19 protein-coding genes are annotated in these 20,245 nt (G+C 32.5%); 9 read left to right on the top strand and 10 right to left on the bottom strand.

The genetic code is table 11. The features are described 5' to 3' along the window. Positions 1–65: 65 nt before the first annotated feature. The 9 genes from sufC to KQI89_RS11380 all read left to right on the top strand — a co-directional run bounded on the left by sufC (position 66) and on the right by KQI89_RS11380 (position 9,820). On the top strand, positions 66–815 hold the full coding sequence (gene sufC, locus KQI89_RS11420; protein WP_032123339.1) for a Fe-S cluster assembly ATPase SufC: 750 nt from the start codon (positions 66–68) through the stop codon (positions 813–815). A gap of 18 nt (positions 816–833) precedes the next feature. Continuing rightward, a complete protein-coding gene (sufB, locus tag KQI89_RS11415; protein ID WP_032123340.1) occupies positions 834–2,243 on the top strand; it encodes a Fe-S cluster assembly protein SufB in 1,410 nt (469 codons plus the stop codon). 11 nt (positions 2,244–2,254) lie between these two features. After that, positions 2,255–3,364, top strand: a complete 1,110-nt coding sequence (gene sufD, locus KQI89_RS11410) for a Fe-S cluster assembly protein SufD (protein ID WP_216457163.1) — start codon at positions 2,255–2,257, stop codon at positions 3,362–3,364. After that, the gene (locus KQI89_RS11405) at positions 3,357–4,604 is read left to right on the top strand and encodes a cysteine desulfurase (protein ID WP_216457162.1); all 1,248 of its coding nucleotides are present in this window, start codon (positions 3,357–3,359) and stop codon (positions 4,602–4,604) included. Before sufD ends, KQI89_RS11405 begins: the two co-directional genes overlap by 8 nt. Beyond that, positions 4,594–5,019, top strand: coding sequence for a Fe-S cluster assembly sulfur transfer protein SufU (sufU, locus tag KQI89_RS11400; RefSeq protein WP_216457161.1), 426 nt, complete (start codon positions 4,594–4,596; stop codon positions 5,017–5,019). Before KQI89_RS11405 ends, sufU begins: the two co-directional genes overlap by 11 nt. 262 nt (positions 5,020–5,281) lie before the next feature. Continuing rightward, entirely contained in the window at positions 5,282–6,784 is a 1,503-nt protein-coding gene (glpK, locus tag KQI89_RS11395; RefSeq protein WP_216457160.1) for a glycerol kinase GlpK, read from the top strand. 93 nt (positions 6,785–6,877) lie between these two features. After that, positions 6,878–7,582 (top strand): MIP/aquaporin family protein, encoded by a 705-nt coding sequence (locus KQI89_RS11390; RefSeq protein WP_216457159.1) that lies wholly within the window; start codon positions 6,878–6,880, stop codon positions 7,580–7,582. A gap of 170 nt (positions 7,583–7,752) precedes the next feature. Further along, positions 7,753–7,896: a hypothetical protein gene (locus KQI89_RS11385; RefSeq protein WP_187117434.1), complete on the top strand. Its 144-nt coding sequence runs from the start codon at positions 7,753–7,755 to the stop codon at positions 7,894–7,896. A gap of 115 nt (positions 7,897–8,011) precedes the next feature. Continuing rightward, positions 8,012–9,820: a GGDEF domain-containing response regulator gene (locus KQI89_RS11380; RefSeq protein WP_216457158.1), complete on the top strand. Its 1,809-nt coding sequence runs from the start codon at positions 8,012–8,014 to the stop codon at positions 9,818–9,820. Between the two features lie 88 nt (positions 9,821–9,908). Here the strand turns inward: KQI89_RS11380 and kamE are convergent, their stop codons facing one another. From kamE to kal, 10 genes are all read right to left on the bottom strand, one after another. Further along, the gene (gene kamE / locus KQI89_RS11375) at positions 9,909–10,697 is read right to left on the bottom strand and encodes a lysine 5,6-aminomutase subunit beta (protein ID WP_032123346.1); all 789 of its coding nucleotides are present in this window, start codon (positions 10,695–10,697) and stop codon (positions 9,909–9,911) included. Further along, on the bottom strand, positions 10,697–12,253 hold the full coding sequence (gene kamD, locus KQI89_RS11370) for a lysine 5,6-aminomutase subunit alpha (RefSeq protein ID WP_216457157.1): 1,557 nt from the start codon (positions 12,251–12,253) through the stop codon (positions 10,697–10,699). The genes kamE and kamD overlap by 1 nt, the downstream gene beginning before the upstream one ends. Continuing rightward, the gene (kamC, locus tag KQI89_RS18025) at positions 12,243–13,760 is read right to left on the bottom strand and encodes a lysine 5,6-aminomutase reactivase ATPase KamC (protein ID WP_051986448.1); all 1,518 of its coding nucleotides are present in this window, start codon (positions 13,758–13,760) and stop codon (positions 12,243–12,245) included. The genes kamD and kamC overlap by 11 nt, the downstream gene beginning before the upstream one ends. Positions 13,761–13,775: 15 nt before the next feature. Then, positions 13,776–14,816: a lysine 5,6-aminomutase reactivase subunit KamB gene (gene kamB, locus KQI89_RS11360; RefSeq protein WP_216457156.1), complete on the bottom strand. Its 1,041-nt coding sequence runs from the start codon at positions 14,814–14,816 to the stop codon at positions 13,776–13,778. 270 nt (positions 14,817–15,086) lie between these two features. Continuing rightward, entirely contained in the window at positions 15,087–16,337 is a 1,251-nt protein-coding gene (kamA, locus tag KQI89_RS11355) for a lysine 2,3-aminomutase (protein ID WP_216457155.1), read from the bottom strand. Positions 16,338–16,475: 138 nt separating this feature from the next. After that, positions 16,476–17,510 carry an L-erythro-3,5-diaminohexanoate dehydrogenase gene (gene kdd, locus KQI89_RS11350; RefSeq protein ID WP_032123349.1) on the bottom strand — a complete coding sequence of 345 codons (1,035 nt, stop codon included), beginning with the start codon at positions 17,508–17,510 and terminating at the stop codon, positions 16,476–16,478. A 33-nt stretch (positions 17,511–17,543) separates the two neighbouring features. Next, positions 17,544–18,212, bottom strand: coding sequence for a 3-oxoacid CoA-transferase subunit B (locus tag KQI89_RS11345; protein WP_032123350.1), 669 nt, complete (start codon positions 18,210–18,212; stop codon positions 17,544–17,546). 1 nt (position 18,213) lies between these two features. Continuing rightward, positions 18,214–18,867: a CoA transferase subunit A gene (locus KQI89_RS11340; RefSeq protein ID WP_246583081.1), complete on the bottom strand. Its 654-nt coding sequence runs from the start codon at positions 18,865–18,867 to the stop codon at positions 18,214–18,216. Between the two features lie 4 nt (positions 18,868–18,871). Next, positions 18,872–19,699 (bottom strand): 3-keto-5-aminohexanoate cleavage enzyme, encoded by an 828-nt coding sequence (gene kce, locus KQI89_RS11335; protein ID WP_216457154.1) that lies wholly within the window; start codon positions 19,697–19,699, stop codon positions 18,872–18,874. 22 nt (positions 19,700–19,721) lie between these two features. Then, positions 19,722–20,102: a 3-aminobutyryl-CoA ammonia lyase gene (gene kal / locus KQI89_RS11330; RefSeq protein WP_216457153.1), complete on the bottom strand. Its 381-nt coding sequence runs from the start codon at positions 20,100–20,102 to the stop codon at positions 19,722–19,724. Positions 20,103–20,245: the final 143 nt, after the last annotated feature.

Here is a 20,245-nt window from a genome sequence, read left to right as displayed (position 1 = left end):
AAATATCAGAGTGGATTACTATGATATAAAGACCAAAATATGAATAAAAATAAGGGGTGGAAAAGGTGTCAGAAATACTTTTGGATATAAAAAACCTTCATACTGCAGTGGAGGACAAAGAGATATTAAAGGGAGTTAACTTAACTGTAAACAAAGGAGAGGTTCATGTTATTATGGGACCTAATGGTGCAGGAAAATCTACTCTTGCATATGCATTAATGAACCATCCTAAATACCATACTACAGAGGGTGAGATAGTATTTGATGGAGAAATAATAAATGATTTAAGAGCAGATGAAAGAGCTAAAAAGGGATTATTTTTATCATTTCAACATCCGGAAGAGGTAGCAGGAGTTACTGTAGAAAACTTCTTAAGAACATCTAAGGTAGCTGTAACTGGTGAACCTTTAAAAATCATGAGCTTTAGAAAAGCATTAAAAGAAAAAATGGAACTTTTAGAAATGGATGAAGAATATGCTAAAAGGTATTTAAATTTAGGGTTTTCTGGTGGTGAGAAGAAAAAAAATGAAATACTCCAAATGTCTATTTTACAGCCTAAACTTGCTATATTAGATGAAACAGATTCAGGGCTAGATGTAGATGCTATAAGAATAGTATCTAAAGGAGTAAGTAGTGAGGCAAATAAGGAAAGAGCAATAATCATAATTACTCATCATAATAAAATATTAGATTATTTAAATCCAGACTTTGTTCATGTTTTAGTAGATGGAAAGATTGTAAAAACTGGAGATATGAATTTGGCAAAAGAAATAGAGGCCAATGGTTATGAGATGTTTAAAAATCACATGGCTTAATTAAGGTGGTGATATAAAGTGGAAAAAAGAAAAAAGAGTCATATAGAAGATATAGATAGGGGTATTTATGATATAAAAAATGAAGTTAGATATAGCTATAAAGCTGAAAATGGTCTAACTCCAGAAATTATAAAGTCCATATCTAAAGAGAAAAACGAACCACAGTGGATGACTGACTTTAGATTAAAATCTTTAGAGATTTATAATGGTATAGAGGTACCGCCTTGGGGTCCGGACTTAAGTGAATTAGATATAGAGAATATAGTAACCTATGTAAAACCAGATACAGATATGAAATCAAATTGGGATCAGGTTCCTGAGGACATAAAGAAAACCTTTGATTTACTAGGTATACCTGAAGCTGAAAAGGAGTCTTTAGCTGGAGTAGGAGCTCAATATGATTCAGAGGTTGTTTATCATAGCATAAAAGACGAATTAGTAAAACAGGGTGTAATATATACGGATATGGAAAGTGCTGTTAGAGAGTATGAGAGCATAATTAAAGAGTATTTTATGAAGTGTGTCCCACCTAGTGACCATAAGTTTGCTGCTCTGCATGGGGCTGTTTGGTCTGGAGGTTCTTTCGTATATGTACCAGAAGGTGTTCAGGTGGATATACCGCTTCAATCTTACTTTAGACTTAATGCTCCTGGAGCTGGTCAATTTGAACATACTTTAATAATAGTTGAAAAGGGAGCAAAGCTTCACTTTATAGAGGGTTGTTCTGCGCCTAAGTATTCAGTAAATAATCTTCATGCAGGGTGTGTAGAGCTTTTTGTAAAAGAGGGCGCTACATTAAGATATAGTACTATAGAAAATTGGTCAAGAAATATGTATAACCTAAATACTAAAAGAGCTATTGTAGAAAAAGATGGAGCAATAGAGTGGGTATCAGGATCCTTTGGTTCAAAAGTATCTATGCTATATCCTATGAGTGTTTTAAAAGGTGAAAGAGCTCGATGTGAGTTTACTGGAATAACCTTTGCAGGAAAAGGACAATATTTAGATACAGGAGCTAAAGTTATACATGCAGCACCATATACATCTTCTAATATAAACTCAAAATCCATATCAAAGGACGGAGGAGTAGCTATATATAGAGGAGCTGTAAGAGTTGCTCAGAATGCACATCATTCTAAATCAACAGTTTCCTGTGAATCTTTGATGCTTGATAATATATCAAAATCAGATACTATACCAGTAATAGATATAATGAATGATGAAGTTGACTTAGGACATGAAGCTAAAATTGGTAGAATAAGCGATGAGACCATATTCTATCTTATGAGCAGAGGACTAAGTGAGGATGAAGCAAAGGCTATGATAGTTAGAGGATTTGTTGAACCTATAGCAAAGGAATTGCCTTTAGAGTATGCTGTAGAAATGAATAATCTTATAAAAATAGAATTAGAAGGAGCCATAGGTTAGGGGGTGAGAGGATGTTAAATGAAGCTAAAGAAATAAATAGATTGCCAGTTATAACTTGGCGTTGGCTTAAAGTTAACGAGTTAAATCTTAAAGAATTAAATTTGCCAGAAATAAAGCCTTATGAGAGAGAATTTTTAAAGACTTCTTCTCACGGCAATGTGGTAGTAAAAAGTGAGTTTAACATAATAGATTTTGATAACAGTATAAAAGATTCAAGTACAGAGTATGGAGTATCAGAAGAAGTATTAAAAATAGCTAAAGATCATAAAAACACAGGAGTTTTTATCCATGCACCTAGAAATGAAGCTAGTAAAGAGCCTATTAAAATAGAGTTTGTTATGGATAAAAATAATGCTTCAGTTATTGATAATAATATAATAGTTGCTGAGGAGAATAGTCACATAACTGTGGTTATGGAGTATAAAACAGAAGGAGAAGTTCAAGCTTTTCATAATGGTATTACTAAAATATATGCAAAAGATGGAGCAAGAGTAAATATAATAAAAGTTCAAACTATGAATGATCACTCCTACCATTTTGACTCTAATGTAGGATTCATAGGGTATGGAGCAGAGATAAACTATGTATCTGTTGAATTAGGAGGAAAGGTTAGTGTAACAAACTATGTTAATGATCTTGAAAAGGAAACTAGTAAGGCAGATTTGAAATCAATATATCTAGCAGACAAAGATAGGATAGTAGATTTAAGCTATAAGATGAACCATATAGGAAGACGTACAGAAAGTAACATAGAAACAAGAGGGGTATTAAAGGATAAGGCGAGAAAGACTTTTAGAGGAACTTTAGATTTTAAAAAGGGTGCAGCTAGGTCTAAAGGTTCAGAAGAAGAATATGCTCTTCTTTTAGATTCTACTGTAAAGTCTGATGCTATACCATTGCTTTTATGTGATGAGGATGATGTAGAAGGAGCTCATGCTGCTAGTGCAGGGAAAGTGGATGAGGAAAAGTTATTTTATCTTATGAGCAGAGGATTTAATGAAAAGGAAGCTAAACTTCTTATAGTAGAAGGATCCTTTAGGCATATAATAGATGAAATACCTGTAGAAGATTTGAGAGAACATATTGAGAAGGAAGTTCAGAGGCGATTGATAAATGAATAACGCAGATTTTTTAAAAGTAAAGAGCATAAGAGAAGATTTCCCTATATTATCTCAAAATGTAAATGGAAACCCACTAGTATATTTTGATAATGCTGCAACTACTCAAAGACCTAATAAAGTTTTAAAGGCTGTAGAGGATTACTATAAAGGTTTTAATGCAAATCCCCATAGAGGTGCTCACAGCCTAAGTATTAAATCTACAGAGATTTATGAGGGTGCTAGAGAAAAGGTAAGAAAGTTTATAAATGCTAAGAGCACAACAGAAATAATTTTTACCAAAAACACTACAGAGTCTTTAAATTTACTAGCATACTCTTATGGACTAAACTTCCTTAAAGAGGGAGATGAAATTTTAATATCCATTGCAGAGCATCATAGTAATTTAATACCCTGGCAACAAATAGCTATGATAAAGGGATTAAAGCTTAAATACATTTATTTAGATGAAGAAGGCAGAATAGAAAAAGAAAAGCTAGAGAAGGCATTAAGTGAAAACACTAAAATAGTCTCTATAGCTCAAATGAATAATACTTTAGGAATAATAAATGATTTAGAATATATAGTTGAAGCTGCTCATAAGGTAGGTGCTATAGCTATAGTAGATGGAGCACAGAGTGTTCCTCACATGAAAGTAGATGTACAAAAGATTAACGCTGACTTTTTTGCCTTTTCAGCTCATAAGATGCTTGGACCAATGGGAATAGGTGTACTTTATGGTAAAAAGGAAATATTAGAAAAAATGCCTCCATTTTTATTTGGTGGAGACATGATAGAATACGTATGGGAACAAAAGACTACTTTTGCAGAGCTTCCTTATAAGTTTGAAGCTGGAACTCAAAATGTAGAAGGAGCTGCAGGACTTAGTGCTGCCATAGATTATATAGAAAATATCGGTTTTGATTTTATTGAAGGGGTAGAAAAGGAACTTACAGAATACGCCTTAAAAGGAATAGATGAAATACCTTATATAGAATTATATGGACCTAAAAATACAATTAATAGAGGCGGGGTAATATCCTTTAATGTAAAAGATGCTCATCCTCATGATGTTGCTACCATATTAGATAGCTATGGTATAGCTATAAGGGCTGGACATCATTGTGCTCAACCTTTTATGAAATACATGAATTTAAATTCAACTTGTAGAATGAGCTTTTATTTTTATAATACAAAAGAAGAAATAGATATTTTCTTAGATAGAATTAAAAACGTAAGGCGGTGGTTAGGATATGGATCTTAACGAAATATATACAGAGCTTATAATGGAACACAATCAAAATAGTCATAATAAAAGACATATAGAAAAGCCAGATCATATTGAGATGGGACATAATCCTAGTTGCGGAGATGAAATAACCTTAGAGTTAAAATTTCAAGGAGATGTAATAGAAGAGGCTGCATTTTCAGGACATGGATGTGCTATATCTCAAGCTTCAACATCAATAATGATAGATCTTATAAAGGGAAAAACTAAGACAGAGGCCCTAAAGCTAGTAGAGACCTTTATATCTATGATAAAAAAAGAAATACAAAATGATGAAGAGCTAGAAGCATTAGAAGATGCTATGGCATTTAAAAATATTTCTAATATGCCCGCTAGAGTAAAGTGTGCAGTGCTTTCTTGGCATACTTTAAAAGAATCTATAAATGAATAATAAAATAGTAATAATTTCCTCTAGGATAAAGTAAAATATATCACAGAGGAAATTTTGTTTTTTAAAACATAAAATCCTTCAATAGAGAAAAAATTGCAAAAAACACTATTGAAATTTGCAAAGGTTTACAGTAGAATATATTTAATAAGTATATTTTATTTATGGCAGAGAATAAGAGCCGTTTAAAATAAAGATAACCTTTGTTTTATGCGGCTTTTTTTATATTTAACATTATTTTACAAAAAGGAAGGATGGATATGGTATGGCTAAATATGTAATGGCATTAGACCAAGGAACAACAAGTTCAAGATGTATACTTTTTAATGAAAGAGGACTTATAGTTAGTGTGGCTCAAAAGGAGTTTACTCAAATCTATCCTAAGGGTGGATGGGTAGAACATGATCCTATGGAAATATGGTCCTCTCAATTTTCAGTAGCTATAGAAGCTATGGCTAAAATTGGTGCTGACGCTACTGATATAGCAGCTATAGGTATTACAAATCAAAGAGAAACTACAGTAGTTTGGGACAAGAGAACTGGTATACCTGTATATAATGCTATAGTGTGGCAATGTAGAAGAACTGCTGAATATTGTGATGAAGTTAAAGCTCAAGGTTATGACAAAATTATTAGAGAAAAAACTGGCTTATTATTAGATGCTTATTTTTCTGGGACAAAGGTAAAATGGATATTAGATAATGTAGAAGGGGCAAGGAAAAAAGCTGAGGATGGTCATTTAATATTTGGTACTATAGATACTTGGCTAATATGGAATCTAACTAAAGGAAGAGTACATGTAACTGATTATTCTAATGCTTCTAGAACATTATTATTTAATATACATGATCTACAGTGGGATGAAGAGTTACTAAAATTATTTAATATACCAAAGTCAATGCTTCCTGAAGTTAAACCATCAAGTTTTGTTTACGGAAATTCAGATAAAGTTTTATTTGGACACGAAATTCCAATTGCAGGTGTAGCTGGAGATCAGCAAGCGGCCTTATTTGGACAAATATGCCATGAAGAAGGAACTGCTAAAAACACTTATGGTACAGGTTGCTTCATGCTTATGAATACTGGAGAAAAAGCAGTGACTTCTAAGAGTGGATTATTAACAACTATTGCCTGGGGAATAGATGGAAAAGTAGAGTATGCTTTAGAAGGAAGCGTATTTGTTGCCGGAGCTGCTATACAATGGTTAAGGGATGAAATGAGAATGATAAAGAATGCTCCGGATTCAGAAGAGTATGCTGTACAAGTAGAAGATACTGATGGAGTATACTTAGTACCTGCTTTTGTTGGGCTAGGAGCGCCTTACTGGGATCCTTATGCAAGAGGTACAGTAGTAGGACTTACAAGAGGAACAAAGAAAGAACACTTTATAAGAGCTACATTAGAATCTTTAGCATATCAAACTAATGATATATTAAAAGCTATGCAAGAAGACTCTGGTATAGAGTTAAAGGCATTAAAGGTAGACGGAGGAGCTTGTGCAAACAACTTCTTAATGCAATTCCAATCAGATATATTAAATGTACAAGTTGATAGACCAGAAGTAATAGAAACTACAGCTTTAGGTGCAGCTTACCTAGCGGGCCTTGCTGTTAAGTATTGGGAAAGCAAAGAAGATGTAGCTAGAAATTGGGCTCTATCAAAAGCATTTATGCCAGATATGGAGGAAGCTAAGAGAAAAAATCTTTTAAAAGGATGGCATGAAGCTGTTAATAGATCAATGAAATGGGAAAATAAAAGCATAGATTAATAGGACTTAAGTATTTTTAAAACTCTATTTGTAAGCTATTAAATAAAGTCATAAGAATAACCATTATCTGTTTAATTTAAGGGGGATATAAAAATGTCAACATTTATGGGAGAGTTACTTGGAACTATGATTTTAATTCTACTAGGTGATGGAGTTGTTGCTAATACTGTACTTAAAAAATCCAAAGCTGAAGGTGGAGGATGGATGGTAATTACAACAGGGTGGGCACTAGCGGTTGCTATTCCGGTATATATATTTGGACCTATAAGTGGAGCTCATTTTAACCCAGCAGTTACAATTGGACTTGCATCCATAGGTAAATTTGCTTGGGCAGAGGTTCCAATGTATATTATAGCTCAATTAATTGGAGCATTTATTGGGGCTACTTTAGTATGGTTAAGTTTCTTACCACATTTTGAAGCTACAGAAGATAAGGCTGGCAAGCTTGCAATATTTTGTACAGGACCAGCTATAAGAAATACTACAACTAATTTAATCACTGAAATAATAGGAACTTTCGTATTAGTATTTGCTATATTAGGAATTGCCAACACTAAGATGGTAGATGGATTATCACCATTAGTAGTTGGAGGTATAGTTTGGGCAGCAGGATTATCTCTAGGAGGACCAACAGGATATGCTATAAACCCAGCAAGAGACCTTGGACCTCGTATAGCTCATGCTATATTACCTATAAAAGGTAAAGGAGATTCAGATTGGGGATATGCTTGGATACCAGTAGTTGGACCTATAATTGGAGGGCTCATAGCTGCTTTATGTTTTAAAATGTTATTTTAATAATTTAGTATTTTAATTTAAAAAATAAAGTAAATATATATAAACTAGCTACTTATTTTGTTAAAGGTAGCTAGTTTTTTTAAATGTATTGTATTTGAATTTTTATTATAAATAAGGACAAAATAAGCATTGAAGTATATTTACATTTTATAAAAAAGGGAGGAAAAGAAATGAAAAAAGCATTTAATCAACAGGATATAAATAAAAGTATGGAAGAGCATAGTAAAGATAGTAGAAATTCAAAAACAGGATATAAGACTACTGGTAACTCTGCTCTTTCCCCTGGAATAAAAAACACAAAAGGAAAAAGATAACAAGTTAAAGCAAGGATTGTTACATAAAGAATAACGATTATTGTTTATATTGTAATGATTAAAGTACTATGATATACTGGTTTCACTAAAAAATAGGAGGTGACTTCATTCTATAATGTATTTAAGTAATTTGCTAAAAGAGAATCGGATTTTAGTTTTAATAACAATATTATCTCTAATCAATATGTGCATTTTTTTACTATATAAAAGGCAAAGAAAAAGATTAAGTATTATTATTAAAGAAATGAAGTCCTCCTTATCTATAATTAAACTTATGTCAGGAGAGCTTAGGGACAATACAATAGAGGTAAAAAACTTCGAAAAGCTTAATATAATTTATTCTAATTCAGAAAATCTTATAAATATCATAAGTAATTTAAAGTATACATCAAAATTCAAAAACAATAAAATTAAAGATAATATAGAACATAGGTCGTTGTCTATACCAGTATTTAAACATCATTTTTATGAGAAAACTATTAATCCATTAGGGGAGTTTAAGATACTCATTGCAGATCATAATATATATAATATAGATCTTATATTAGCTGAGCTTTTAGATCAAAATTATTCAATAACTATTGTAAACAATGGCTTAGAAGTTATAAATGAAGTAGTTTTATATAAAAATAATTATGACCTAATTTTAATGGATTCTATATTGCCTAAAATATCTGGTTTTAAGGTATGTAAAGAGATAAGAAAGAAGTACTCAATGTCAGATGTTCCTATAATAATGATGATGGATGACTTTAATTCAGAGGAAATAAATTTAGGTTTTGAAGTTGGATTTAATGATTATATAATAAGGCCTTTTTTAAGAGAAGAGCTTTTAGCAAAGATTAAGACATTTATAATCTTGAAGGATGCAGTAAATCAAGCCATGTTAAATGCTCAGGATTTAGAACTAGAAAAATATTATAGGCGAATAGCAGAGAAGCTTAGAGCGGTTACTGAACTTCTTAACTCTACTTTGGATATGAAAGAACTTATGGTAAGACTTTTAGGTAGTTTAAAGGATGTAGTACCTTATGATAGTGCCTGTGTTATGCTATTCAAAGATGAAGATCTTTATGTTACGGCCTCCTGTAATTTTGAAAGCTGTGATATAGTGGATAAGGATAAAAAGGTAGATAGATCTAATCCGCTTATAGAGAGAGTTATTTCTACTTGTCAACCAGTTATCCTTACAGATACTACTTTACTCTCAAGTAATTATAGGAAGATAGAAGGATGCAATTGCTGTAATAGTCCGGGAAGCTGGATTGGTATACCTTTAATTGCGCATAAAAATATTTTAGGAATACTCATACTAGAGCATAAGCAAAGAGACATATATCAAGAAGCAGAGCGGGATATAGTCCTTTCTTTTGCTTCCCAAGCAAGTATTGCTATTGAGAATGCTAAATTATTTGGAGAAATAAAATATTTAGCTATAACTGATGGGCTTACAGGACTTAATAACAGAAGATATTTTTTTGAATTAAGTAATAAAGAGTTTGAAAAGGCTAGGATTAAAGATACTAAACTTTCTACCATAATGATAGATGTTGATCATTTTAAGATAATTAATGATTCTTTTGGACATGTTATTGGTGACAAGGTATTAAAAGAAATAAGTAGCATTTGCAATAATAAGTTAAGGGATCAGGACATTATAGGAAGATATGGAGGGGAAGAGATAAGTATAACTTTAATTGATAAAGGTCTTAAGGAAGCAGTAGATTTTGCAGAGGATTTAAGAAGTACCATAGAGAAAACTACTATAATTATAGGTAAAAATAATATTAATGTTACAATTAGCTTAGGTATTCAAGAAATTAAATTCTATCATGAGGATTTTAAATCCCTATTAGAAGAGGCAGATAAGGCTTTATACTTAGCTAAAAAATCTGGAAGAAATAGGATTGAGGTCTATGAATAAGATTTTAAACTTATTATTTATAACCATACAGAATAAGCATTAAATAAATTAGACTCTATTTTATGTTAAATAGAGTCTAATTATATTTTTAAATCATATTTCTTTTTACCATTTCTGTTACTGAAAAAGTAGCTACATCATCAGCATATTTCCCAGGTCCGAAACCAGCATCATAGCCTAACTCTTTAGCTAATTCGTGGGTTATTCTAGGGCCACCACATATTAATATTACTTTATCTCTTAAACCTTCAGCCTCCAACAGTTCTACAAGTTCTGTAAGGTTTTGTATGTGTATATTTTTTTGTGTTACGGTTTGAGATACTAAAAGAACATCAGCCTTAAGTTCAATGGCTTTCTTAATAAACTCTTCATTAGGAACTTGGCTTCCTAAATTATAGGCATCGATCATTTCATATCTTTCTAATCCATAGTGTCCAGCATAGCCTTTCATGTTCATTATGGCGTCTATTCCTACTGTATGAGCATCAGTGCCTGTGCTAGCTCCTACAACAACGATATTACGCTTTATATTTTCTTTTACATAATCATTTACTTCTTCCATAGATAAAGTATCTACTTCTACAGCTTGAACATGTATGGATTCATAATCTACGCTATGACTTATGGTTCCATATACTACGAAAAAGGTAAAGTTTTTATCTAAAGCAGAGTGATGGGCAACATTAGGTTCTTCAAGTCCCATTTTTTTAGCAAGAAGTCTAGCTGCTTCAACACTCTTATCATTGTCAGGTACAGGTAAAGTAAAGCTTAATTGAACTTTACCATCATTCATAGTATCTCCGTAGGGTTTTAATTGAGTTAAATCTAAGGTTTTATCAAATTCTTTTTTTTCTGTAGAGTATAGTCCGCTGCTCATTATCTATTACCCCCTAACATTAAGTCTATGAATGGATTGAAATATTCTTTTGATTTTTCTGCTACACCATTTAATCCCTTACCACCATCAATAGGTCTTTTTATTCCAGCGAATATACCTTTTTCAATGGTTTTAAATAATCCTTCACCTTCTATTTCATGTAGGAGTTCAGAGGCTTTACTTAATACTTCATTAGCCCTTTCCTCCATTTTACCGCCTTTTTTGAAGGATATCTCTTCTCCTAAGTCTTCCATAGTATTAAATATATATTTGGCATTTTCTATAGCTAAGGCTCTGTCAGACATAAGAGGTGTATGAATAGCTTCTGTAAGCATTCCTAAAAGGTGTAATTTTTGATTAGTTAATATGGTAACTATGTTAAATAAGGCATCTTGAACATGTCCTTTAAATATATCTCCTGTCATAAACTTTGTAGGAGGCATATATTTAAGTGGTGCATTAGGAAATACCTCTCTAGCCATTTGAGCTTGTGCTAGTTCATATAAAAATCCATTTTTAAGATCTGGATTTATCTCAAAAGCATGACCAAGTCCCATCTGCTCTTCAGGCAATCCTGCAACTAATGCAAATTGTTCATTGATAAATTGTGAAGCTAGCACTGTGTGAGCTTCTTCTACTGCATCGGAGGTAGTAAGATAGTTATCCTCACCAGTATTTATTATTACCCCTGCAAAACCATTAATTATGCGGGAAAAATATTGGTCTACTAGAGTTCTTTTCATATTTATATCTCTAAATAGTATTCCGTATAGGGCATCATTTAGCATAACATCTAGTCTTTCTAAAGCTCCCATAGCTGCAATTTCTGGCATACATAGTCCTGAACAGTAATTACAAAGTCGTATATACCTACCAAGTTCCTCACCTACTTTATCAAGAGCTTCTCTCATTAGTCTAAAGTTTTCTTGTGTAGCAAAGGTTCCGCCAAAGCCCTCTGTAGTTTCTCCAAAGGGTACAAAGTCTAAAAGGCTTTGTCCTGTAGTTCTTATTACAGCAATTATGTCTGCTCCTTGTTTTGCAGCTGCAGTAGCTTGAGTTATATCTTCATAAATATTACCTGTGGCAACTATTACATATAGATAAGGCCCTTTTTTATCACCATATTTTTCAAGGTAATCTTCTCTTTTTTTTCTATTATTCTTTATTCTTTCTACACTAGCTTTGGCTACAGGCATTATAGTAGCTTTTATTTCAAACAAGTCTTTTGATTCTAAAGTTGTTAGATCTAATTGACCTTTTCCTACTTTTTCAGCAATTTCTTGAGGAGATAGACCCGTATTTAGCATGGCATTTCCTATAAAATAAGCTGTGCCTAAAGAAAGAGCATTGCCTTTTGTTAGGTTATCCACCACCACATTAGGTAAAGGTACACCTAATGCATCTACACCATCAATGCCTAGTAACCTACAGACGGTTCTTTCTACTGCTACAGTGGTATGCATATCAATAAATTCTTGAGTGTCTAATGCTATATTTTTAGCATGGGATCTAGCTTTATCTACCATTTCAAAGTTTAAGTTTAATTTACTCTCCATGATATTCCTCCTCATTATTACTATATGGATTTCCATAATAATATTTTTTTGCTATATTCACTATTTCTTCTTGAAGACCTAAAAGAACAGAGATGTTTAAAGCATCTTTAGGAACTCTATTACTACTAGATACTTGTTCCAATCTATAATCCATATGCTCTTGAATTATTTCTATGGAATGTGTTCTATTAAGATCAATTTTTCTTTTTAATGAATCAAAGCACACATTTTTTAGTCCAATAACTTGATAGTGAACCATGTCTTCATTTACCACATTATCGTAATGTGTACATACCATGCTTATAGAGGTTAAGGTATTTAAGTATTCACATAGTGATTTTACTAAAAAGGAACCTTCTTTAGGATTTGTACCTCTTGCAAACTCATCTAGAGCAATGAATCCGTTTTTTATTTTAGCATGTTCTATTACCGTTTTTAGCTTTATTATTTCAGCACCAAAGGTACTTAATCCCTGTGACACGGATTGAAGGTCATCAGATATAAAATAAATAAAATCTAATATAGGAAATTTTGCATGGTCAGCAAACACAAAAAATCCTAATTGCCCTAATAGTAGATTAAGTACTATGGTCTTAAGGGTTACACTCTTTCCACCCATATTTGCTCCTGTAATCACAGAAACACCAGAATTAAGGCACATATTTATAGGAGTGAAGGATTTGCCTTTTTCCTCTAATATGTGTTGTACTTCGGGATTGAATGAATTAGTAATAGATATTTCCATTTTGTCTGATATCTCAGGTTTTGTAGCATTATAATTTAAGGCTAGTTTACCTTTTGCTATGAGAAAATCTAATTTCCCCATGGAATATACATTATTTTCAAGGTTTTTTATATCTATATTTATTTCTTCTGTTAATCTTTTTCTTATAGCTAGCTCTTCTTCATCTTCTAATATTACCCATTTTAATCTTTCTTCTTTAAGGGTACATATCTCATCTTCATCATTAGAAGCTAATATATTATCTTCTAATTGTCTTTTTTTAAACCTTATAGCTTTTAATTCTGTAGAATAACTATCGTATATTTGAAATGTAGGTAGTTTCTTATTATCTGGATCTAATAACTTTAGTACTCTGTCTAAGGTATTAAAGGATATGTTACTTATACATATTTCTTCATTAAATTCCTTATAAATGCTGTACAATTCTTCAGATATCATACAAAAATTTTTAATTTCAAAAAGTTCTACTTCATCTAGAGTGTTTAAATGTGAGCATCTATTAATAGATGTCCTTATATCTTTTATTTTGGATAGTAGCCTTTCCATGGCTCTATAGCTGGCTATTTTTTCTTTGTAGGTTGTAGTTATCTTCTCTATATTAGAGAGTTCCATTAATAGGGCATCTTTATCTTTAGGTTTATAAGGAGCTATATTCTTTTTTAAATCTTCTCCAAAGGGAGTAATAACTTCAACTCTATCAATTATGAAGGAATACCCCACTTGATGTCGTTGGTCTTTATCTAAAAAAATTATTTTAATCACCTTCTCTAAATCTATTTAAGCTTCATACAGCACATTAAAAATTGGCAAATCTACAGCTTTCCTTAGTTTATTTAAAAACATATCCTTATTAAATTCGTAACCATAAGGAGATTTTGGATTACAGGTTATAAATAGTATATTTATTGGACATAAGGCCTTTATTTGTCCTCCTGTAACTATGAATTTTTTGTATATTTCCTCCGTTAAAAATAGTTTAGTTCCATCTTCAACTAAAAATATAACTTTTTTATATTCATCTGTAGATTTAATTATGTCTAATAAAAGCTTATCTGATAATATACCTTTGATGTAAATATAAGCAACATTTTCATTAAGATTGTAGACTATGTCTTTTCCAGCATCTAGAGAAGTTGATGCTTTAAGGTGCTTTATAGTTCCATTATTATAAATTATATTTATCCTATGCTCATCTAAGGTGTTATTACATAATTCTAGTATGTAAGGATCTTTTTCTGAGGGTATAGATAATAAAGAAGCGGTATGGGCAGTTTTTTCTATAACCTTATTCATACTTCTTGAAACTGAAGCTCCTGTAGATAAAATCGTAGCCTCTGTTATTCCGGGAGAAGCAAAAGTTTTTCGACCTAAGGCCCCATCAACTAAAACTTTTTCACAACCCAAGTCTAAAAGATAGTTACAAATTTTAGACATCTGTGAGTTTACAGAGGGTCCCCCAAGGTCTACATAACCATCGCTTAATGCTTTTGTCACTATAACCTCACCCATTGGAGTATAAATACCTGTAGTATTTATTATCTCTTTTGTAATGTCGCTATTTCCTAGGCATTGCTTTACAGTAGCTATGTAGGTTCCGCTTCCAACATATATTCTAGGTTTTGATGTAAGAGTGACTACATCAGTATCTTCACCATCTCGCCCTATAGAAGTTAGTCCAAGGGGAGAGATATAATTTCTTGAGTTTTCAATAAGATAGTTTAAAACTGTGGTTTTGCCAACGTTTTTATCCATACCTATAATGGAAATAGTTTTAAACCCTCTTATAAGTTCCATTATTTTGTTGTGATTATATTCCATTTTATTTCCCCTTAAACTTTTTATTAATTTATTCTTGGACTCAGGTTGAGCTTAATCATTATAAAGTCTTATATACCTAAATCTTAGAAGAACTTATTCCACAAGTAGAGCTTAGGTCTATCCTGCAGGAAATCCGGGATAGGGGATATAACCTGTGGAATAAGGAAGGTTAATATTATGTACTTTAGAAAAAACTCTTATAATTATAAGAATTTTTTCTAAGGGTTTGTCTTAACATTATTTATGACTAATAATCATTTAAAATATAGTTTATTTAAGGTTTCTCTTTTTTCTTACTAGTCCTTCAGGCTCTAAAGCAATAGTATTTCCTTGAATAAGACCAGCTACACCTACTAATTTAACATCTTTTTTACCTTCACATACTTCACAATTACATTCATTTACGTAATGCTCAGGTTCTGTATAGGTAGTTATAACTCCTTCAAAGTTTCTTAGTATAACCTTATTTCCAGATTGTGATATCACATAGTTTGGCATTACAGGTGTCTTTCCACCACCACCAGGTGCATCTACTACAAATGTTGGAACACAATATCCAGATGTATGTCCTCTTAATCCTTCTATGATTTCAATACCTTTTGATACAGGTGTTCTAAAGTGTTCAAGCCCCATAGATAAATCACATTGATATATATAGTAAGGTCTAACTCTTATTTTAACAAGATCTTGTACTAGGGTTTTCATGACATGTACACAGTCATTTACGCCCTTAAGAAGTACAGATTGATTACCTAAAGGTATTCCAGCATTAGCCATTCTTTCACAGGCCATTTTTGAGTCTTCCGTTATTTCATTTGGATGATTAAAGTGTGTGTTTAGCCAAATAGGATGATATTTTTTTAGCATATTAACAAGATCTTCTGTAATTCTTTGAGGTAAAACTACAGGTATTCTTGATCCTATTCTTATTATTTCTACATGAGGAATTTCTCTCAGTTTTTTTATAATGTATTCAAGTTTATCATCTGATACTAAAAGAGCATCACCGCCAGATAGTAATACATCACGTACTTGAGGAGTATTTCTTATATAATCTATAGCTTTATCTATTTGACTCATAGGTAGTGCTTTATCATGTTGTCCTGCAAATCTTCTTCTTGTGCAGTGTCTACAGTACATTGAGCATTGATCTGTAATAAGAAGAAGTACACGGTCTGGGTATCTATGAGTAAGCCCAGGAACAGGGGAATCACCATCTTCATGTAGAGGATCTAAAAGATCTGCAGAAGATTTATGAACTTCTGACCCTGTTGGTATAGCCTGTTTTCTAATGGGGTCATGTGGGTCATTAGGATCTATAAGACTTAAGTAATAAGGAGTTATAGCCATTCTTAATGTGCCTAAGCATTTTTTTACTCCCTCTTCCTCTTCTTGAGTAAGTGGTATATATTTTTTTAAATCTTCTAAAGTCTCAATTCTATTTTTAAGTTGCCATTTCCAGTCATTCCATAAGTCATCGGGTATATCTTTAAATAATTCAAAGCGTCTATTTACCTTCACTTTAAAAAACCCCCTAGATTAAATTTAAAGGTTGCTTATTATATGCTATACTTAATATTGAAAATATTTTATTATTATTTATTTAGCTACCCCCTAGATAATTCTGTTTTTAAAGGGGGTAGCATTTTTTTATATATTTTATACGTACATCTTTTCGAATATTTCTCTTAGAGTTGCACTTTCTCTTAGTTCAGATAAAGTGATTTCAGCATGGTCTTTTGTATAACCATTTCCAACTATCATAGTAACGTCTTTACCTACACCTTCTGCTCCTAAAGCTGCCTTTGTAAAGCTTGTAGCCATGGAGAAGAAGTAAACTATACCTTCATCTCTAACAGGTAAGATACAAGACATTTCAGTGCTTGGAATATTTACACAACTTATGGATATATCTACTTCCTTACCATTGTTGGCTTCTAAAGTTTTGTTTAAAACATCTATTGGTTTTGTTGCATCTGTAAGTATTACCTTGTGGCAAAGTCCCCATTTTAATAGATTTTCAGCTTGGGCTTCTTTTCTAACCATAGCTATAACTCTACCAGTAGGTCCTACTCTCTTCATAGCTTCGTAACAGCATAGCATACCTGATTTTCCTGCAGCTCCAAGTACTAACACACTTTGGCCAGGTTTTACAAGTTTAGCAGTTTGAGCTGGAGCCCCTGCTACATCTAAAGCCGCTAGTGCTAGATTTTCAGACATATCATTTGGAAGTTTTGCATAAATTCCACTTTCAAATAATATTGCTTGACCTTTTATATCTACTCTATCGATATCTTTATGAACTGATATTATTTCTTCAATTTTTAATGGAGTTAAGGATAAGGAAACAAGTGAAGCTATTTTATCTCCTGCTTTTAAGTCCCTATCTTTTAGATCGTCACCTACTTTAGCTACAGTTCCTATAAACATTCCACCAGAACCTGTAACAGGGTTTTGCATTTTTCCTCTTTCTCCAACGATTTCAATTATTTTGGATTTTATTTTTTCTACATCTCCATTAGCTTCCTCTTCGATTTGTGTAAAGCTAGCTGAATCGATATTTAATGATTGCACATCTACTAATATTTCATTTGAGTATATTTCCATGTTGTTATCAATTTTTTGTGCAGCTTGGGTTAATACACCTTGAGGTTCTATAACTCTATGGGTTCCATATTTACATCCTTTATTCATAATAATCCCTCCAAAATAATATATATTTAATTTTTATTGTTCATCCATTATCTTTAAGTTTTCAGCAATAATAAAATCAGCTTCAGTAAGAGATTTTATCTCATCTATGGTTGTGTCCTTTTGTATTTCTTTAAGTATTAATCCATTTTCAGTTACTTCAAAGAGGCAAAGTTCGGTAACTATCATATTAACAACAGCTTTTGCTGTAAGTGGTAGAGTGCATTGGTTTAGTATTTTTGGATTACCTTTTCCAGTATGTTGCATAGCTACTATAACCTTTTTAGCCCCAGTAACTAAATCCATTGCTCCACCCATTCCAGGAACTTTTTTGCCTGGTATTATCCAGTTAGCAAGATTTCCATGTTTGTCTACTTCTAGAGCTCCTAATACTGTAACATCAACGTGTCCACCTCTTATTAAGGCAAAAGATAGAGAACTATCGAAGAAACAACCATTTGGAAGTACGGTTACACATTGACCTCCTGCATTTACGATATCTTTGTCTTCATTACCTTCAGATGGGGTTTCGCCCATACCAATCATTCCATTTTCTGATTGTAATAATACATGGATATCTTCCGATATATAATTAGCTACCATAGTAGGAAGTCCCACCCCAAGATTTACAAGTTGGCCATCTTTCATTTCCTTAGCTACCCTTTTTGCAATGATTTGTTTAGCTATTTTACTGTCTGTGATCATTTTACTCCAACTCCTTTATAACATAATCTACAAGTACCCCTGGAGTATGAATATTGTCTGGATCTAAATCTCCTAGCTTAACAATCTCTTCAGCTTCTACTATAACTACATCTCCGGCCATTGCCATTACTGGATTAAAGTTCTTAGTGGTACCTCTATAAAAAATGTTTCCGAATTCATCTACTATGGTTCCTTTTAGTATTGAGAGATCAGCCTTTAAAGGTAGTTCAACTAAATATTCTTTGTTATTTATAATAAGCTTTTCTTTGCCCTCTTCGACTATTGTTCCAACCCCTGTAGGTGTTATAACAGCACCTAGGCCTGAACCACCAGCTCTTATTTTTTCTGCTAATGTACCTTGAGGGATAAGTTCAGCTTGAAGTTTACCTTCATTCATAAGTCTTCCAGTGTCAGCATTTCCACCTATATAGGAAGCTATTAATTTTTTAATTTGTCCATTTGATAAAAGCTTTCCAACACCTTCATTAGGATAGCAGGTATCGTTAGTTATTATGGTTAGATCTTTTATATTCAAATCTACAAGGTAGTTTATAATGGTGTGTGCAGAACCACAACCTAAAAAACCACCCATCATTATGGTCATTCCATCTTTAAATAAATGCTTTAGTTCTTGAAGCTTTACTACCTTATCCATAATGTTAACTACGCTCCTTAAGTCCTAAGATTTCTCTAGCTTCATCAGGAGTTGCAATTTCTCTTCCAAGCTCTTTTGCAAGTCTTACAACTTTTTCAACTAATTCTCCATTAGATTTTGCAGGAACGCCCTTTGATAAGTAAACGTTATCTTCAAAACCAACTCTCACATGACCGCCCATAATAATAGCCATAGCAGCCATTGGGAATTCACTTTTACCTATACCTGATACAGTGAAGGTGCTTTCGCAAGGAATACTTTCAGCCATAAAGACTAAATCCCTTGGAGAAGCGGAGATTCCTCCATTTACTCCTAGAACAAAGTTAAAGTGCATAGGAGACTTTATATAACCTTTTTTCTGAAGTCTTATAGCCATATCTATCATGCCTTTATCAAAAACTTCAACTTCAGGTTTTACTCCAAGTCCTATCATTTTTTCCCCAAATTCTTTAATAGTATTTTCCGTGTTTACGAAAATATCATCTCCACCAAAGTTACAAGTACCACAATCTAATGTAGCCATTTCAGGATTAAGGTCCACAGGTTGTAACCTTTCTTCGTTGCTCATTCCTACAGCTCCACCGGTGGAAGGTTGTATTATAACATCAGGACATCTCTTTTTTATTTCTTCAATACATGCTCTAAATCTTTCTCTGTCCTGTGTTGGAGTTCCATCATCTTCTCTTACATGCAGATGAATTATACTTGCTCCAGCCTTGTAGGCAGCTTCAGCCTCTCTACCTATTTCTTCAATGGTATAAGGTACGCTAGAATTATGCTCTTTTGTAACCTCAGCACCACATATGGCAGCAGTAATTATAAGTTTATCCAATTTATATACCACCTTTCACTTATTATTTTCTTTGCTTGCCTTTTGGAACAACGCAAGTTCCGTTAGCTCTACAAACTACTATAGGTTCCTCTAAAATGTCAGCAGCAGAGTCATTTATATCAGGTCTAGGTATTATAACTTTTCTAGCTTCAAATACCATTTTCCTTGATGAATTTCCACAGTTAATTATCTCCCCAGTAGCTTCAATATAATCTCCAGCATAAACTGGCGCTAAAAACTCTATATTGTCATAGGCTCTGAAAAGACCTTCATCACCATCATTCCTTATAAGAAGTTCTGTGGCTACATCACCAAATAACTGCAGCATTTTAGCTCCATCTACTAAATTTCCACCGTAGTGAGCATCAGCTTGGCTCATTCTTAGTCTAATTATTGCTTTCAAAACAACCCCTCCTTGTTACTTTTTTTACAATAAATAAATATTTATGGATGTTAAATATATAAAATTATATTACATTGTTAAAGCTTATTATATAATTAAAAACAATGTTTAAATTTTAACAAATACAGAGAGATATAATTCAA

The organism is Clostridium simiarum (assembly GCF_018919175.1).
Classification (GTDB): domain Bacteria; phylum Bacillota; class Clostridia; order Clostridiales; family Clostridiaceae; genus Clostridium_L; species Clostridium_L simiarum.
The sequence above is the reverse complement of the archived record's forward strand: the minus strand, read 5'-3'. Positions and strand labels throughout refer to the sequence as shown.

What these genes read in the sequence shown, in the direction of transcription:
- kamB (WP_216457156.1), bottom strand. Translation starts at nt 14,816, where the DNA reads ATGGAATATAATCACAACAAAATAATGGAACTTATAAGAGGGTTTAAA.
- sufU (WP_216457161.1), top strand. Translation starts at nt 4,594, where the DNA reads ATGGATCTTAACGAAATATATACAGAGCTTATAATGGAACACAATCAA.
- KQI89_RS11385 (WP_187117434.1), top strand. Translation starts at nt 7,753, where the DNA reads ATGAAAAAAGCATTTAATCAACAGGATATAAATAAAAGTATGGAAGAG.
- sufD (WP_216457163.1), top strand. Translation starts at nt 2,255, where the DNA reads ATGTTAAATGAAGCTAAAGAAATAAATAGATTGCCAGTTATAACTTGG.
- glpK (WP_216457160.1), top strand. Translation starts at nt 5,282, where the DNA reads ATGGCTAAATATGTAATGGCATTAGACCAAGGAACAACAAGTTCAAGA.
- KQI89_RS11340 (WP_246583081.1), bottom strand. Translation starts at nt 18,867, where the DNA reads ATGGATAAGGTAGTAAAGCTTCAAGAACTAAAGCATTTATTTAAAGAT.
- KQI89_RS11390 (WP_216457159.1), top strand. Translation starts at nt 6,878, where the DNA reads ATGTCAACATTTATGGGAGAGTTACTTGGAACTATGATTTTAATTCTA.
- KQI89_RS11380 (WP_216457158.1), top strand. Translation starts at nt 8,012, where the DNA reads ATGTATTTAAGTAATTTGCTAAAAGAGAATCGGATTTTAGTTTTAATA.
- KQI89_RS11345 (WP_032123350.1), bottom strand. Translation starts at nt 18,212, where the DNA reads ATGATCACAGACAGTAAAATAGCTAAACAAATCATTGCAAAAAGGGTA.
- kdd (WP_032123349.1), bottom strand. Translation starts at nt 17,510, where the DNA reads ATGAATAAAGGATGTAAATATGGAACCCATAGAGTTATAGAACCTCAA.
- kamE (WP_032123346.1), bottom strand. Translation starts at nt 10,697, where the DNA reads ATGAGCAGCGGACTATACTCTACAGAAAAAAAAGAATTTGATAAAACC.
- kamD (WP_216457157.1), bottom strand. Translation starts at nt 12,253, where the DNA reads ATGGAGAGTAAATTAAACTTAAACTTTGAAATGGTAGATAAAGCTAGA.
- KQI89_RS11405 (WP_216457162.1), top strand. Translation starts at nt 3,357, where the DNA reads ATGAATAACGCAGATTTTTTAAAAGTAAAGAGCATAAGAGAAGATTTC.